At 63.1% G+C, this 14496-nt stretch carries 16 protein-coding genes, 2 tRNA genes and 1 other RNA gene; 10 read left to right on the top strand and 9 right to left on the bottom strand.

Going from position 1 to position 14496, the window contains the following annotated elements:
• Window positions 1-517: 517 nt before the first annotated feature.
• Together ACX80Z_RS04040 and ACX80Z_RS04045 are read left to right on the top strand one after the other, a co-directional pair.
• Window positions 518-643 (top strand): hypothetical protein, encoded by a 126-nt coding sequence (locus ACX80Z_RS04040; protein ID WP_459314977.1) that lies wholly within the window; start codon window positions 518-520, stop codon window positions 641-643.
• 65 nt (window positions 644-708) lie between these two features.
• The gene (locus tag ACX80Z_RS04045; RefSeq protein WP_459314979.1) at window positions 709-1086 is read left to right on the top strand and encodes a hypothetical protein; all 378 of its coding nucleotides are present in this window, start codon (window positions 709-711) and stop codon (window positions 1084-1086) included.
• 26 nt (window positions 1087-1112) lie between these two features.
• Here the strand turns inward: ACX80Z_RS04045 and ACX80Z_RS04050 are convergent, their stop codons facing one another.
• The 4 genes from ACX80Z_RS04050 to mptB all read right to left on the bottom strand — a co-directional run bounded on the left by ACX80Z_RS04050 (window position 1113) and on the right by mptB (window position 3777).
• The gene (locus tag ACX80Z_RS04050; protein WP_459314981.1) at window positions 1113-1271 is read right to left on the bottom strand and encodes a hypothetical protein; all 159 of its coding nucleotides are present in this window, start codon (window positions 1269-1271) and stop codon (window positions 1113-1115) included.
• Between the two features lie 269 nt (window positions 1272-1540).
• Window positions 1541-1616: transfer RNA gene (locus tag ACX80Z_RS04055), tRNA-Arg, on the bottom strand.
• 165 nt (window positions 1617-1781) lie between these two features.
• Window positions 1782-2192 (bottom strand): DUF3224 domain-containing protein, encoded by a 411-nt coding sequence (locus tag ACX80Z_RS04060; protein WP_019482876.1) that lies wholly within the window; start codon window positions 2190-2192, stop codon window positions 1782-1784.
• 55 nt (window positions 2193-2247) lie between these two features.
• Window positions 2248-3777: a polyprenol phosphomannose-dependent alpha 1,6 mannosyltransferase MptB gene (gene mptB / locus ACX80Z_RS04065; RefSeq protein WP_019482877.1), complete on the bottom strand. Its 1530-nt coding sequence runs from the start codon at window positions 3775-3777 to the stop codon at window positions 2248-2250.
• 292 nt (window positions 3778-4069) lie between these two features.
• On the opposite strand from mptB, the gene ACX80Z_RS04070 reads away from it, so the two are divergent.
• From ACX80Z_RS04070 to def, 5 genes are all read left to right on the top strand, one after another.
• The gene (locus tag ACX80Z_RS04070) at window positions 4070-4564 is read left to right on the top strand and encodes a hypothetical protein (protein WP_459314982.1); all 495 of its coding nucleotides are present in this window, start codon (window positions 4070-4072) and stop codon (window positions 4562-4564) included.
• Window positions 4565-4584: 20 nt separating this feature from the next.
• On the top strand, window positions 4585-5187 hold the full coding sequence (gene orn, locus ACX80Z_RS04075; protein WP_083850901.1) for an oligoribonuclease: 603 nt from the start codon (window positions 4585-4587) through the stop codon (window positions 5185-5187).
• A gap of 140 nt (window positions 5188-5327) precedes the next feature.
• Window positions 5328-5403, top strand: a tRNA-His gene (locus tag ACX80Z_RS04080).
• Between the two features lie 115 nt (window positions 5404-5518).
• Window positions 5519-6676, top strand: coding sequence for an acyl-CoA dehydrogenase family protein (locus ACX80Z_RS04085; protein ID WP_459314983.1), 1158 nt, complete (start codon window positions 5519-5521; stop codon window positions 6674-6676).
• A gap of 48 nt (window positions 6677-6724) precedes the next feature.
• On the top strand, window positions 6725-7297 hold the full coding sequence (gene def, locus ACX80Z_RS04090; RefSeq protein ID WP_019482881.1) for a peptide deformylase: 573 nt from the start codon (window positions 6725-6727) through the stop codon (window positions 7295-7297).
• A 96-nt stretch (window positions 7298-7393) separates the two neighbouring features.
• On the opposite strand, the gene ACX80Z_RS04095 is transcribed toward def, so the two are convergent.
• Together ACX80Z_RS04095 and rnpB are read right to left on the bottom strand one after the other, a co-directional pair.
• Complete coding sequence (locus tag ACX80Z_RS04095; protein WP_459314984.1) at window positions 7394-8677, bottom strand: MFS transporter; 1284 nt, start codon at window positions 8675-8677, stop codon at window positions 7394-7396.
• A gap of 115 nt (window positions 8678-8792) precedes the next feature.
• Window positions 8793-9197: RNase P RNA component class A (gene rnpB, locus ACX80Z_RS04100), an RNA gene on the bottom strand.
• 108 nt (window positions 9198-9305) lie between these two features.
• Here rnpB and ACX80Z_RS04105 point away from each other — a divergent pair.
• The gene (locus tag ACX80Z_RS04105) at window positions 9306-10070 is read left to right on the top strand and encodes a YaaA family protein (protein WP_459314985.1); all 765 of its coding nucleotides are present in this window, start codon (window positions 9306-9308) and stop codon (window positions 10068-10070) included.
• Between the two features lie 4 nt (window positions 10071-10074).
• Here ACX80Z_RS04105 and ACX80Z_RS04110 read toward each other — a convergent pair whose 3' ends face one another.
• The 3 genes from ACX80Z_RS04110 to ACX80Z_RS04120 form a co-directional block, all read right to left on the bottom strand.
• Window positions 10075-11055 carry a reverse transcriptase-like protein gene (locus tag ACX80Z_RS04110; RefSeq protein WP_459314986.1) on the bottom strand — a complete coding sequence of 327 codons (981 nt, stop codon included), beginning with the start codon at window positions 11053-11055 and terminating at the stop codon, window positions 10075-10077.
• Between the two features lie 4 nt (window positions 11056-11059).
• The gene (locus ACX80Z_RS04115) at window positions 11060-11800 is read right to left on the bottom strand and encodes a zinc ribbon domain-containing protein (RefSeq protein WP_459314987.1); all 741 of its coding nucleotides are present in this window, start codon (window positions 11798-11800) and stop codon (window positions 11060-11062) included.
• Between the two features lie 113 nt (window positions 11801-11913).
• Window positions 11914-12813, bottom strand: a complete 900-nt coding sequence (locus tag ACX80Z_RS04120; RefSeq protein WP_459314988.1) for a Nif3-like dinuclear metal center hexameric protein — start codon at window positions 12811-12813, stop codon at window positions 11914-11916.
• Window positions 12814-12923: 110 nt separating this feature from the next.
• Here ACX80Z_RS04120 and msrA point away from each other — a divergent pair, with 110 nt between their 5' ends.
• Both msrA and cysK read left to right on the top strand, forming a co-directional pair.
• Window positions 12924-13448 (top strand): peptide-methionine (S)-S-oxide reductase MsrA, encoded by a 525-nt coding sequence (gene msrA / locus ACX80Z_RS04125; RefSeq protein WP_459314989.1) that lies wholly within the window; start codon window positions 12924-12926, stop codon window positions 13446-13448.
• 100 nt (window positions 13449-13548) lie between these two features.
• Window positions 13549-14484, top strand: a complete 936-nt coding sequence (gene cysK / locus ACX80Z_RS04130) for a cysteine synthase A (protein ID WP_019482888.1) — start codon at window positions 13549-13551, stop codon at window positions 14482-14484.
• Window positions 14485-14496: the final 12 nt, after the last annotated feature.

Here is a 14496-nt window from a genome sequence, read left to right on the forward strand (position 1 = left end):
CCGAGGCCGAGGCACCAAAAACTTTTTGGGGCTGTGCACAACTAGTCCACAGCCCTGTGCACAGAGTAGCTAAATCCCCGGTAACTCAAGGGACCGACACGCGCGCGGACTCAGATTTCTGTGGAGGAGCTGTGGATGAATGGTCGAATACTTACAAGCTTGTCATTTACCCCGATGGGCCGACCGGCGCAACCGGTAGACTTGTGAGTGCAGACAAAAAGGCCTCAGACAGACACAGGGTCCTCTGAGAGCTAGACATGAAATTTTAGGTACGAAATATCTTCCAAGGGATATAGAAATACCTTACCAGTGGATCGAGCCGCTGCTACACAATGTGACAGCGTTTCCATCCGGCGAGTTTCAGTTGACTGTCTGTTTAGGAAAAAAAGATGGTTAAGAACGCAAGACAGACAAGTAGCAAGGCGGCAACAGCAGCAAGCAAGGTTCTGAGGGATGGGCGCACAAGCGCTGCCTCCAAGACCGCAGCGGCAAGTGCGCTCTCCCAGAAGGGCAAGAAGTGAACCGGGACCTGGATCAGCCGCTTGACGGTGAGGAACAGTTCTACTGGGGCCGCAAGGGCAACACTCAGCCCTACACGCTGACCTATCACGCCGCTAGCGGCACATGGAAGAGCGATCTGTAACATCTAGGTGCACCACAGAAGGCCTCACCCTCCGGGGTGGGGCCTTCTCTGTGTAACGTGTCGGTATGCCTCAGGAACTCCTCATAGCCCTCATAGCCGCAGGTGCAGCCCTTGCCGGTACCTTGCTTGGTTCTTTCCTCACGCGGACCACCGAACACAAGCAGTGGATTCGTAACGAAAAAAAGGAAGCCTATTGGCGATTCATCGAAGTACACAGTGATATGAAGCTAGACGACACCCTGCCTTCACTCTCGCGGGTTAGATTGGTTGGTTCTGGCGCGGTCTATAGTCTCGCTAGCGACGTGAGTAACCAAGTCCAAGACGTACACCGACGAATAACGAAGGAAGACGCAAAATTTGAAGACCTAGAGCATGAAACTCAAGAAGGGCGCAAGGCCGTCAACGCCTTGGTTCACGCCATGAAGCGCGACCTGAAGCTTTAGCCCTTGAAACGCTTTAGTAAGACTATCTACCAGTTGGTTTGGCCGTCAGCCCAGGAACTGGTGTTCCGATCGAATCGGCGCTCGGTCGAGCACATGCGGAAACTAGCGTAGGCCAGGCCGCTGACTGCGACCCCTGACTTGACGTCGGTGGCCACATAGCCTCGGACTGTGATGTTGTCGCTCATCGAATTCCCCTTCAGCAAAGGTGTGCGCTGGCGGGTGTGCCAGCAGACACTATTTCACCGGTACCGGGGTGCGGGCGGGGGCTGTGGCAACGCTATGTGGACAGGCTGAGGGAAGGGTCTCAGGTGGAGGGAAAGTCATCAACACGCTGGACCGGTTGCGGTCGGCCGCAACTCCGCGGGCCGCCTCTGTTCCGGGGCTGGGGTCTTGCCTGCGGGCCGCCTCTGTTCCGGGGCCAGCGTCTTGCCTGCTGGTCGGCCCGGTAATGCTGTGGTGCCCCCGGCGCGATTCGAACGCGCGACCAACGGATTAGAAGGCCGTTGCTCTATCCACTGAGCTACGGGGGCGACTTTTCTAGGTTACTACGCCGCCCAGCATCGTCGTGACGTTGGGCGCCCCGGTTCTACGTCAGCATCTGGACATGCGTGGCTGACATGCAGGGCATTTCCGTCCACGGATGGCCGGGTTGCTCGCCGGGGTCCGTGTTGGTCACCGGAACGGATGGTGGTTCGCTACGCCCCGAAGGTCACCTTGAGTTCGAGGTGGTGCTGGCCTGCGATGTCCTGTGAATAGACCGCCTTGCCGGAGATTCCCGTGAGGCCTTCGGTACCGGATCCCGGGATGATGTGGCCTGAACTGGCTGCAGCGCTACCCTCGGCAATCCCCCAGTGCTGGACGATCATGGTGCCCACCCTGCCGCCGACCGATCCGGTGAAGACCTCCGACGCGACGTAGCCGGCGCCGAAGTCGTTCCCCGCCATCAATAACTCGGCGAAACTGGTCCCAGCCAGGTCGCCGGTAAAGACTTTGGTGGCGCTGACCCGGGACAATTCACTCGACGACCCGGGAACTGAATAGGGCTCGGGACTCCAGTCAGATATCTCGAAATCGCCGCTGATGATGTGTTCTGTCGATTCGGTCATTGACCCAGTATCGCCGGTTCAGCCCGAGAAAGCATGTTTGGGAGGACCCCAATGATCAGTGCAGCTCGCCTGCCGCCGGGGTTTCATAGCGTTTCCGGAACAGAATCTTGGTCTTCGGATCGAGGAAAACCAGGTAGCACGCGAAGCCCAGAGCCACCACCGCAGCGACCTGCCGTGCCACCGTCAGGCTGAGCTCGAAGTACGGGAAAATGTCCAGCTGATCCGAGATGGCGTAGATCATGAAAAAGGACACCATGAAGTAGAGGGTCTTGACCTGCCAGTCGTTGCGGATACCGGTCACGGCGAACAAGGGGATCAGCCACACGACGTACCAGGACTGGATCATCGGCGCGAGAAACACGATCGCCGCGAAGGCGAGGGCGAGCCGGCGTACCAACCGGCTGTGTTCACCGGTGAACATGAGCCACCCGATGATGGCCAGCGAGGTGATCCGTCCCAGCAGGTAGACCACATCAGTGAAGGATTGACCGTCAAAGCCCAGTGCGTCCGCGAGGATCATGACGACCATGCCCAGGAATCCAATGGGCGCGTACCAGATCCAGACGCTGCCCGGGGTGCTCAGTGCGCCCACCCAGCCAAACCCGAACCCGTTGATCATTCCCATCACCCAGAGGATGGCAAATGAGATGCCAGCGGTGAGACCCCAGTAGAGGAACTTCCGCGGCCAGCTGGCACCTTTACCTGCCCACATCAGCCCCATGAAAGGAAGAAAGATCAGCGTGATGGGCTTGATGGCGATGGACAGGGTGACGATCACGATGGCGCGCAGAGGTTTCTGGGTCGCCGCGAGGTAGAGCCCCCAGAGGGCAAGACCGATCATCAGCGCATCATTGTGGATGCTGGCAATGAAATTGATCAGGAAGAGGGGGTTCGCCGCGGTCAACCACAGCGCCCGGTTGGGGTTAACGCCGTGCAGTTCGGCGAGTTTGGGCACGTAGTACACGCACAGTGCCACTCCCACAATGGCGATGAGCCGGAAGAGCAGTATCGAGAAGTCGGGTTGCCCGCCGGTGATGCCAACTACCAGGGCTTCAATCCACAGGAATACGGGCCCGTAGGGGGTGGGGCTTTGCGCCCACATATCGTCGGCACCGATTTGCAGGTAGTTCGAGATCTGGGAGTAGCCGTCGACATAGGGGTTCAACCCTGACAACACCACCTGGCCCTGCGCGATGTAGGCGAACACATCCCTGCTGAACAGCGGGAGGGCCAGGCACATGGGCGCACCCCAGGCAATCACGGCGCGGAGGATCACCGGCCGGGACTCGGGCCCCCACCCATGCAGGCGTTGACCAAGCCGCAGCCAGGAGCGGACCAGAAGCATGCCACCCAAGGCGAGGATCAGGACGGACACCACAGCGCCGGCCGGTTCAAACCGCATCCACATGATGACGGGGACCCTGCGCAACTCGACTGACGCCAGCGACAGCCAGCCGACACCATACGATCCGATCATCATCAGCAGTGATCCCACGAACCCCTGGATAACCGCGACATTCGGGCGGCCCGCCAAGGCTGAGTCCGTCCGGGGCTGCGAGGCGTCGGCTGGCACCTGGGCAGTCATCTGTGGTTATCCAATCTTCGGTCGAACACTAAATCTCGAACGGCTGTGCTGCTGAATTACTGCATCTAAACCGAGGTGCCGTGGCCGGGCAGACTGGCTAGATTTTAGCATTGACAGCTGGTCCGTAGCCGGTATCGCCGCACCCGGTTGCTGCGTCCGGATCCGGCGAAACAGTGCTTACACTTGGCTTGACCAATATTCCTTGACGATTTGGTGGTTGATGGCTTTGGGGCGCCACAGTGCGGAACCTGTCAAACGGCAGAAACCCGCTGACGAACTTCTTGCGTGGGGTGTGTTTATCTCGGCGGCATGTTTCGCCTCCATGTGGGTCCTGGACCTCGACCCCGGACCCGGGTTTATCCTGGGCGCGATGCCTGCGGCAGCTTTCGGTGTGGTCTGGATCCTCAACAACGGTGCCCTCACCCAACACCCCGCTGGAGCCCACTCGGCCTCGTGCCAGCCTGCGCCAACAGCAGCCACTGCACCCGTTGGCACCACAACACCGGGCGCGACGCCGGAGCCCACCTGGGATCACGGTACCCTGCCGGGTCCGCAGCCCACCCGTCCGGCCCTGGCCCAGCCCGCTCGTGAGCAGCCAGCTCGTGAGCAGCCAGCCTCGGAAGCGGGGAGCGACACCGCGGCGAGCCGTTGGGTTCAGGAGTTCGGTCCGCCGGACACCGGCCCCCTGCCGGTTCAGGCTTATCGGCGCAACCGCGGTGCGGGAGTGTTCGCCGGATCAGTTGAGCAACGCTCCGACGGCCGCCAGTGGAGCCACTCCCGCGCCTGATCACGCGGTACATTTGGGGTGTGCCGATATCTAATGAACACATTGTCTGGATTGACTGCGAAATGACGGGGCTCGACCTCGTTTCGGACGCACTCATCGAAGTTGCAGTACTCGTGACTGATTCCGAGCTGAACATTCTGGGAGAGGGTGTCGACGTCGTCATCAAGCCCGACGACGCCGCGCTCGCGCAGATGGGCGATTTTGTGCGGGACATGCACACGACGTCAGGGCTGCTCACCGAACTTCCCGAGGGCATCAGCATGGCCGAGGCTGAGGCTGAGGTACTGGCCTACATCACCAAATGGGTCCCCGAACCCCGCAAGGCCCAGCTGGGAGGGAACTCGGTGGGTACCGACCGGTCGTTCCTGGCCCGCGACATGCCGGCCGTGATCGAGCACCTGCACTACCGGATCATCGATGTATCGACCATCAAGGAACTCGCTCGCCGGTGGTTCACCCGGGCGTATTTCCAGTCCCCTGCCAAGAGTGGGGGGCACCGGGCCCTGGGGGATATCCAGGACTCCATCCGTGAGCTGCGTTACTACCGGGAGTCGATTTTCGTGCCGAGCCCGGGCCCCGATTCGGCGTCCAGCAAGGCGATTGCCGGGTCGATGGCTGACTAGTTCGGGCGCCCGGAGCCCCTTCCGGGCAGCCGGTTGCAGAGGGACCGCAAAAATTGTGTAGACTTGTCTGCGCTGCCTTTTGTAGGTGACAACACGACCGGAAACATCCGGTGGGATGTCATTTTGGCCGAAGGCACATGGTGGGTATAGCTCAGTTGGCAGAGCGCCTGGTTGTGGTCCAGGAGGTCGCGGGTTCAAGCCCCGTTACTCACCCCAAGAAGGTTGAAAGTTAGCCTTGGAAGGCCGTCCCTGAAGATCTTCGGGGGCGGCCTTACCTGTAGGACCCAGGCCGGCGTCAGCTGGCGTTGAGCCACCGTGGAGGTTGGACCGCATGGAACGCAACGTGTTTGAGGAAGACCATCTGCTGTTCCGCGAGGTCGCAGCCGAATTCATTTCCCGCGAAGTGGCACCCCACTACGCCAGCTGGGACCAGGACCACCTCATGCCACGCACGCTGTGGACTGCCGCTGGCGAACAGGGGCTCCTTGGTCTGGCCGTGCCCGAGGAGTTCGGCGGGGCGGGAATGCCCGATTATCGTTTCCGCGCCGTGCTGGACGAGGAGTTCGCCAAAACGAACCACCTCGCCGTCGCCCTCGCCTTCCACCTGCACGACGACCTGGTCCTCCCCCACCTGCTGGCCTACGGCTCCGACGACCTCAAAGCCCGGTGGCTCCCCGGGATGGTCAGCGGCGAACGCGTCACCAGCGTTGCGTGGACCGAGCCCGGTGCCGGCAGCGACCTGCGAGGCATCAGGACCAAGGCGGTGCGCGACGGCGACGACTGGCTGATCTCCGGACAGAAAACCTTCATCGGCAACGGCATCAGCGGTGACGCCTCCCTCGTGCTGGCCCGCACGGACGGCAGCACCGGCCGGGGCTCCGCCGATTCCTTCTCCCTGTTCATGGTCGAAAAAGGCGAGGGGTACAACACCGGCAAACAGCTCGACAAAATGGGCCTGAAAGCCTCCGACACCGCCGAGCTCTTTTTCGATGAGGTTCGGGTCACCGGGGACAACCTGGTGGGCGAACTGGGCCACGGGCTCCGTTACGCCACCGAACAGCTGCCGCAGGGGCGCCTCGCGATTGCCGTTGCAGCCTCAGCTGTGTCCCGCGCCAGCTACGAGGCCGCCGTCACCTACACCAAGGAACGCAACGCGTTTGGCGAGCGGGTTATCGACTTCCAGAACACCCGTTTCCAGCTGGCCGATATCCTCACCGAGGTCGAGGTCACCGAAACGTACGTCGACCAGGCGATGCTCGCGTTCAACGCCGGAACCCTGGACGCGGCCAGCGCTGCCCGGGTGAAACTGTGGGCAAGCGAGCGGGCCAAATCCATCACTGACCGCTGCCTCCAGCTCCACGGCGGGTACGGGTACATCCTCGAGTATCCGGTGGCGCAGGCGTTCCTCGCCACCCGGCTGCTCACCATCTTCGGCGGCACCAGCGAGATCATGCGCGACGTCGTCGGCCGCCACATCGCCGGCCGATAACCGAGCTCGTTAGCCCCTTCCAATTTTCTCCCCTCCAGGAAAGCGACAATGACCGTTCACCCAGTCACCATCACCGGTGAGCCTGTGCTGCACCGCCGCGCCGCCGTCGTCACCGAGTTCGATGAGCAGCTGCGCACCCTCATTGCCGACATGTTCGAGACGATGGACGAAGCCAACGGCGTTGGCCTCGCCGCACCGCAGATCGGCGTGGGCCAGCGGATATTCGTGTACGGGATGGTGAACGACGACGACGTCGCGCCCCGCGGCGTGTTGGTGAATCCGACGCTGGTGACCACCAAGATTTCGGGGGCCGACCCGGACCCCGATGAAGAATCCGAGGGGTGCCTGTCCGTTCCTGGTGAATCCTTTCCGCTGAAACGCGCCGAATGGGTCAAGGTGACGGGTTTTGACGGCTTCGGCGAGCGGGTTGAATTTGTGGCCACCGGCTGGTTTGCGCGTTGCATGCAGCACGAGTATGACCATCTGGAAGGCAAGCTGTACGTTGACCGGCTCGTCGAACCCTATTCACGCGCCGCCCGCAAGGCCATCAAGAAGAATGCCTGGGGCGCTCCCGGTCTGACCTGGATGCCAGGTGTGGACCCGGACCCCTTCGGCCACTAGCCGACGGCGCCCGTCGGTCCGGTCGGCCGGTCCGGTCCGTAGGTCTGGTCTGTCCGGTGGTCCGGTCGGTCCGGTCGGTCCGGTGGTCCGTGGCTGCTAGACCTCTTTGGCGGGGGCACCCGGCTCCTGCCCGGGTTCGAGATCCTCAAGCCGCTCGACGTGGCGGAGCGGCCCAAAGATCGCCACGAGGGGTGCTCCGGCCGTCAGGATGACGCCGATCAGGATAGCGGTCCAGATTCCGACCAGCTCTGCCAGGATGCCGCCGAGGATACTGGCGATCCCCAGCATCCCCCAGCTGACCATCCGGGAAGCGGCCCCGAGCCTGCCCATCATGGTGGGCGGGCAGACCCGCTGTCTGAAGGCTGCCCCGACCACGATGTTCCAGGCGACGCACACGCCCATCAGGAACAGGCCCAGCACGCCCCAGAGCATTCCGTAGCCCGGGGTCATGACCAGCAGCGAGGCGTAGCCCAGCACGCCGGGCACCATCGAATAGCGCCAGACCGGGCCGGACCCAAACCGGTCGGTGGCGCCCTTGACGGTAATACCGCCCAACGCTCCGCCGACGGACGCTGCGGCCAGGAGCACGCCCAGCCAGATCTCGGACTCGTTGAGGGTCCGAAGCACCAAAAGCACCAAAAGCGATGCGACCATACTTCCGCCCAGATTCCAGAGCGCCGCGTTGAACAGGATCGCCCGCAGCGGACCGGTGCTGAACGTGTAACGCAGCCCGTCCTTCATCTCCCGGAAGATCCGCCGCTCCCCCTGGTGCGGCTGCGCCTCCTTGAGCTTCAGGGACGAAATGGCGAACAGGGAGGCGACCGACGTCGCGATCTGCACCAGCAAGGAATTGGAGGCGCCGAACGCCACGGTCAACCAGCCGGCCAGGCCGCGACCGGCCGCGTCCGCGGACGCCGACGACGCCGTCATCAGGCCGTTGCCTTCGACCAGCTCATCCTTCGACACCGCCTGGGGTATCAACGCCTGGTCAGCCAGGGTGAAGAAGACTGCCGACAGGCCGACAAGGAAGGAGACAATGAACAGTTGGGCGATAGACATGATGCCGAACCAGAACGCCACCGGCAGGGTCGCCAGCACGAGGATTCGCGCGATCAGGGACCAAATAATCACCGGCTTCCGTGGCCACCGGTCCACCCAGACTCCCACCGGCAACCCCAGCAGCAGCCATGGGAGGAAAGTCATTCCTGCCAGCGCGGCCACAGCGAAGTCGCTGGCCTGCAGTTCGATGACGGCAATAACGGGGAAGGCGATGGAGGTGACCGCCGTTCCCAGCACCCCGACGGTGCTGGAAAGCCACAGTGCCCGAAAGTTGCGGTTGCGTACCAGCAACGACTTTTGGGGCACCAGGGTGTCGGTCATTGGGATAGCGTAACCGAGCGGAATCGCTTCACTGGCCAGATCGGGAATTCTATTTGAACTTCGTTCCGGGGTCTTGACCAGCGGCCCTGACGCAGAGATAATCACCGGTTTTTTGGGGATGGGTTGACCGATACGCCGGGTTCTGTCCTTCACCACCGTCGCCGGTGGTGAAGTGGCGGCCATCCATCTACGAACGCCGTTGCCGACGCCCTCCAGCGGCCTACCCGGACACTCAGGCGAGCAGCCTTCAAACGCGCCCTGTCTGGCCTTGCTCCGGGTGGGGTTTACCGAGCCGCGCCGGTCACCCGGCACGCTGGTGGTCTCTTACACCACCTTTTCACCCTTACTACAGCGCATTGCTGCGGGCTGCAGCGGTCTGTTTTCTGTGGCACTTTCCTGCGGGTTACCCCGAGTGGGCGTTACCCACCACCCTGCTCTGCGGAGCCCGGACGTTCCTCGGTACACCGATCCCTCGCGCCAGGCGCTTGAGTCGGTGCAACGCGGCCGCCTAGTCAACCCATCCGCACCCGATTCTACGCGGCTGGCGGCCCTGTCCTTAACCGTCCAACGACTGGTGGTCCTCGGTACCCGGCATTTTGGGGGCGGTGAACCTGGGTAAAGTGGTGCGGTGCTGATTTTGCTGCCCCCGTCCGAGGGTAAATCCCCAGCGGTGAAGGGCCCTGTCGTGGATCTCGGAGGTCTTCAGTTCCCTGAGCTCACGGCCGCCCGCCAAACGGTGCTGGGATCCCTGGCTATCGCCAGCACCGGCCCGGACGCTCACCGTATCCTTGGTGTCGGCCCGTCGCTGGGCGCCGAGGTGCTCCGCAACATCACCCTGCTGGATCAGCCCGCGGCACCGGCCTACCAGGTCTACTCGGGGGTCCTGTACGACGCGCTGGGTTACAGCACCCTCACTCCGGTGCAACGCCGGAAGGCCCAGGAATCGGTGGTGGTGATCTCTGCGCTCTGGGGCGCTCTGGGCTTCGCCGACGCGATCCCTGCCTACCGGTTGTCCATGTCGGTGTCACTTCCCGATACCGGCAGGCTCGCTTCCTTCTGGAAGCAACGCCTTGCTGGCCCCCTGGATCAACGGTCCGGCGATTCGCTCATCGTTGACTGCCGCTCCAGCACCTATGGGGCCGCCTGGGCTGGTGTCCCCGAGCGGACAGTCGCAGTGAACGTGTTGCAGGAGCGGGACGGGAAGCGTTCGGTGGTGTCCCACTCAGCCAAGCACACCCGCGGGCTGCTGGCCCGACATTTAATTACCCGGCGGTCCAGCCGCCCCACCACACCGGGTCAGCTCCTGAAGGCCGCACGCGAGCAGTGGCAAGCCGAACTCACCCCGGCCACCTCACGCAAACCAGCCCAGCTCAGCATCATCCTGCAGGGCTAGTCGCTCAGATGGGTTCGGCTGGTCCGTCCCAGTCGGCGACCAGCTCCACTTCAAAACCGGCCGCGTTCTCCAGATACGCCGCGTAGCTCTGCGGGCCGCCGGCGTGCGGATACGCGTCGGCGAACATGGGCGTCCAGCCATGGCTTGTGGCGCGGCGTGCCAGTAAGTCCACCTCAGCCGGGCTTCCGGCCCGGAACGCCAGATGATTCAGTCCGGGCCGACGTCGTTCGTGAAGCTCGCCGGTGACATCGGGGCCTGCTTCAATCACCAGGTACAGCCCGTCGGCGCCAACGTAGCTGGCGCCGTCCGCCCAGGTTTCCCTGGCTGTGAAACCAAGTTGCAGCAGCAGCCAGCCGAGGGAAGCTGTGGCCGCCTGCAGATCACTGACCCACAGCTCAACATGGTGCAGCCGTCCGGACGGCGCCCTGACCGGCTCAGGCTCAGACTCAGCTGCCTCAGCTGCCTCTGCTGCTGGTCGGGCGCTGGCTGGAGAGAGGCTGCGCGGCACCCAGGGGGTGCCGGCCATGCCCGCGTCCATCGCCTCGTTGGACAGACGATCGGCGTCCTTGTTGATCTCCCGCGGAATCCACTGGTACTTCACCCGCCGGGGATCCAGCACCGCCCGGGCCTTTCGGGCCAAAGCCTGCATGTCTGCGTGCTTGATTTTCCAGCGGCCCTCCATCTGCTCAACCACGAGCTTGGAGTCCATCTTGACGAGGATCCGGCAGGTGGGATCGAGCTCGTTGGCCAGTTCCAGACCGGCAACGAGGCCTGAGTACTCGGCGACGTTGTTGGACGCCTTGCCGATGTAGGCGGCCTTCTCCACCAGGATGGCACCGGATTCCGAGTCGCGCACCAGGGCGCCGTAGCCGGCGTGGCCGGGGTTGCCCCTGGATCCGCCGTCGGCTTCCACAATCAGGAACCGCGGAGTTGCCGTGGTGGGGGTTTCGTCGGCGTGGTCAAAAAGGGTTTGTTCAGCGGGCACCGGCTCAGTTGCCCCACTCGTCGGATCGCACCAGAATGGCGCCCGAATCCGGGCAAAACACGAGGTCGTCCTCGGCAGCTTTGCGGAGGTCAGCGAGGTCGCCGGGGCTCAGCTGCATTCCCGAGCCTTCAGAGGTGCCATGGAACAGGCGCGCAGCACCCACACCGCGGCGGGCGAGGGTCTTTTCGTACAAGGCGAGAAGACCAGCCTCAAAGGTCGCTGCCAATTCAGCGCGCTCGGCTTTGACCGAGTCCGCCTCGGCTGCAATGGTGGCCAGTTCGGCGTCGCGGGTGGATTCAATGGCGGCGAGACGCTCCCGGGCGTCGTCCTTCAACTGTTGCGCCGACTGTTTGGCTCCGCGGGCCGATTCGACCCGTTCCATGATGTCCAGTTCGACGTCTTCAAGATCAGAGCGTCGTTTGGTCAGGGACGCGACTTCGCTCTGCAGGGCCATCAGGTCCTTGGGACTGCCCGTGCCGCTGTCCAGTCGCTTCTGGTCGCGCTCGAGCCGGTTGACGACCGACTGCACGTCATCCTCGGAGCGGGTCAGTTCACGCTCAAGATCGAGGAGTGCCGTTTCGGCGCGCACCAGGTCGCCGTCGGTCCCTTCAAGCTGTGAGGAAAGCTCAGCAATGGCCGGATTAGCCCGCGCTGTGGCCGCCTGACGTTGCAGCTGGTTCAGCCGCGAGTCGAGCGCCTGTAGTTCCAACAGCCGAAGCTGCTCTGCCGGTGGTGCTTTTGCCACAGTAAAACCTCCGCAGTTGCTGATGGGGCGTCCATCCACCCTATTGCACAGAGCACGGTCCGGTCACCGTCGAGGAGCCGTGAACCTTCGTGGGCCGACTGCCTGGTTTCCGGCTAGTCGGTGCCGGGCGTCAGGACAAAATCCCAGGGGTCTGAGTTGACGGTGCTGACCCTGATCTCGGCGGTGAATCCCTGATCGGCCAGCACATTCTCCAGGGCTGCGGCAGCGGGCGTCAGCCAGAGCCATTCGCTGCCGAAGTGTGACACATCGATCAGGTATGGCCTGCCATCCCCGGCCGCTTCGCGCGCTTCCGACACCGGGTGGTGGCGAAGGTCAGCGGTCACGTAGACGTCGGCGCGGCTTTCCCGTACCTTCTCGAAGAGGCTGTCGCCTGCTCCGCCGCACACAGCAACCCGGCGTACCACTGCGTCGCGGTCACCGGCAACGCGTACTCCTCCCGCTACCGCCGGCAGGATCGAGAACACCACGCCGGCGAAATCACCCAGGGTGGTCGCCTCGGTGAGATTACCGACACGCCCGATGCCCTCCTCGGGGAGCCCATCAGCGGATTTGGCGAGGGGTTCGACGTCCTCCAGCCCGAACGCGTCTGCCAGCACATCCGATACGCCGCCAACGGCGCTATCGCCGTTGGTGTGGACTGTGGCGAGGGCGCACCCGCCCTCAATCAGACGGTGCACTGCATCGCCCTTGAAGTGGCTGGCCGCCACCGAATTCACGGGCTTCATCATCAGGGGGTGATGGACGATAACCAGGTCAGCACCCCAGTCAAGGGCCTCGCTGATCACGGCGTGGGTGGGATCGACGGCGAACAGGATTTTCGCCGCGCTGCGCTCCGGCCTCCCGACCACCAGGCCGACCGCGTCCCAGCTCTCGGCCAGGGCCTCGGGCCACAGTTCCTCAATGGCTAACAGGGCATCGCCCACACTCGGCGTCGTAGCGCCTTCGGTGGGCTGCTCGGAGGGTTGCTCAGCGGTCTGATGATCAGCTTCCATAGCACTAGTTGTACCCCGCAATTGCTGCTCAGGCCCAATTTTGGGGGTCCCCGTTGTCACTGATCGTGCGCCTCGGGAATCTTCTGGATCGGCAACGCATTGTTATAGGCATGATGACATTCGTACTTGGCGGAGGCTGCTTCTGGTGCCTCGACGCCCTTTACCAAAAAACCCGCGGCGTCACCGACGTCATCTCCGGCTATACCGGCGGTCACACCCCGGACCCTGACTACGACGCGGTCTGCACCGGCACCACCGGTCACGCCGAAGTAGTGGCGGTGACCTTCGACGAATCCATCATCCCGCCGAAGGTGATCCTCGACATGTTTTTCGTGTCGCACGATCCGACCACCCTCAACCGCCAGGGATACGACGTCGGTACCCAGTACCGGTCGTCAATGTTCTACCAGGACACCGAACAGAAGGAACTGTTCGAGCGTTCCATTGAACGGAACCAGGAGAGTTGGTCCACGCCGATCGTCACCGAGGTCAGCCGGCTCCCCCGCTTCCACCTGGCCGAGGAATGGCACAACAATTTCTATGCCAAGCACCCCGAGCAGGGGTACTGCCAGGTGATCATCAACCCCAAGCTGGCCAAGGCGCGGAAGTATTACGCCCAATGGCTGATCGAGTAACGCACCCGCCCGCCAGCACACCCGCGCCGCTAGGCTGAATCCCAGCGTGCACCGGAGCATCCGGCGGACAAGTCCCGACTTCCAACCTAGGTAGGTACCCATGGCAAAAATTTACGACGACGTCACCCAGCTGGTAGGTCGCACCCCCCTGGTGCGCCTGAACCGTCTGACCAAGGGCCTCGACGCCCAGGTCGCCGTCAAGCTCGAGTTCTACAACCCCGCAAACAGCGTCAAGGACCGGATCGGGGTGGCCATCATTGACGCCGCCGAGAAGGCAGGAGCGCTCAAGCCGGGCGGAACCATCGTTGAAGGCACCTCCGGTAACACCGGCATCTCCCTTGCCATGGTGGGCGCTGCACGCGGCTACCGGGTGCTGCTCACCATGCCCGAGACGATGTCCACCGAACGCCGGGTGATGTTGCGTGCCTATGGCGCCGAGATTGTGTTGACCCCCGGGTCCGAGGGCATGCGTGGCGCCGTGGACAAGGCCAAGGACATTGTGGCGACCACCGAGAACGCTATCTGGGCCCAGCAGTTCGCCAACGAAGCCAACCCGGCCATCCACCGCGCCACCACTGCGGAGGAAGTCTGGGAAGACACCGACGGTGCCGTTGACATCTTTGTGGCGGGTGTTGGCACCGGCGGAACCATCACCGGCGTCGGGCAGGTCCTCAAGGAACGCAAGCCTGGCGTTCAGATCGTCGCGGTGGAACCAGCCGATTCGCCGATCCTGAATGGTGGAGCCCCGGGCCCCCACAAGATCCAGGGCCTTGGCGCCAACTTCATCCCCGAAATTCTTGACCGGAACGCCTACGACGAGGTTATCGACGCCTCCGTCGAGGACTCGGTACGGGTTGCACGCGCCCTCGGAACCCAGGAAGGCATCCTCGGTGGCATCTCTTCCGGCGCCATCGTCTGGGCGGCCCTGGAGCTCGCCAAGCGGCCGGAGAACGCAGGTAAGCTCATTGTGGCTGTGGTCTGCGACTTCGGTGAGCGTTACATCTCAACTGTCCTGTTTGACGACATCAGGGGCTAACACCCCTCAACA

Source organism: Arthrobacter sp. TMT4-20 (genome assembly GCF_054510775.1).

What these genes read in the sequence shown, in the direction of transcription:
- ACX80Z_RS04045 (WP_459314979.1), top strand. Translation starts at nt 709, where the DNA reads ATGCCTCAGGAACTCCTCATAGCCCTCATAGCCGCAGGTGCAGCCCTT.
- ACX80Z_RS04050 (WP_459314981.1), bottom strand. Translation starts at nt 1,271, where the DNA reads ATGAGCGACAACATCACAGTCCGAGGCTATGTGGCCACCGACGTCAAG.
- ACX80Z_RS04060 (WP_019482876.1), bottom strand. Translation starts at nt 2,192, where the DNA reads ATGACCGAATCGACAGAACACATCATCAGCGGCGATTTCGAGATATCT.
- mptB (WP_019482877.1), bottom strand. Translation starts at nt 3,777, where the DNA reads ATGACTGCCCAGGTGCCAGCCGACGCCTCGCAGCCCCGGACGGACTCA.
- ACX80Z_RS04085 (WP_459314983.1), top strand. Translation starts at nt 5,519, where the DNA reads ATGGAACGCAACGTGTTTGAGGAAGACCATCTGCTGTTCCGCGAGGTC.
- def (WP_019482881.1), top strand. Translation starts at nt 6,725, where the DNA reads ATGACCGTTCACCCAGTCACCATCACCGGTGAGCCTGTGCTGCACCGC.
- ACX80Z_RS04095 (WP_459314984.1), bottom strand. Translation starts at nt 8,677, where the DNA reads ATGACCGACACCCTGGTGCCCCAAAAGTCGTTGCTGGTACGCAACCGC.
- ACX80Z_RS04120 (WP_459314988.1), bottom strand. Translation starts at nt 12,813, where the DNA reads ATGGAAGCTGATCATCAGACCGCTGAGCAACCCTCCGAGCAGCCCACC.
- msrA (WP_459314989.1), top strand. Translation starts at nt 12,924, where the DNA reads ATGATGACATTCGTACTTGGCGGAGGCTGCTTCTGGTGCCTCGACGCC.
- cysK (WP_019482888.1), top strand. Translation starts at nt 13,549, where the DNA reads ATGGCAAAAATTTACGACGACGTCACCCAGCTGGTAGGTCGCACCCCC.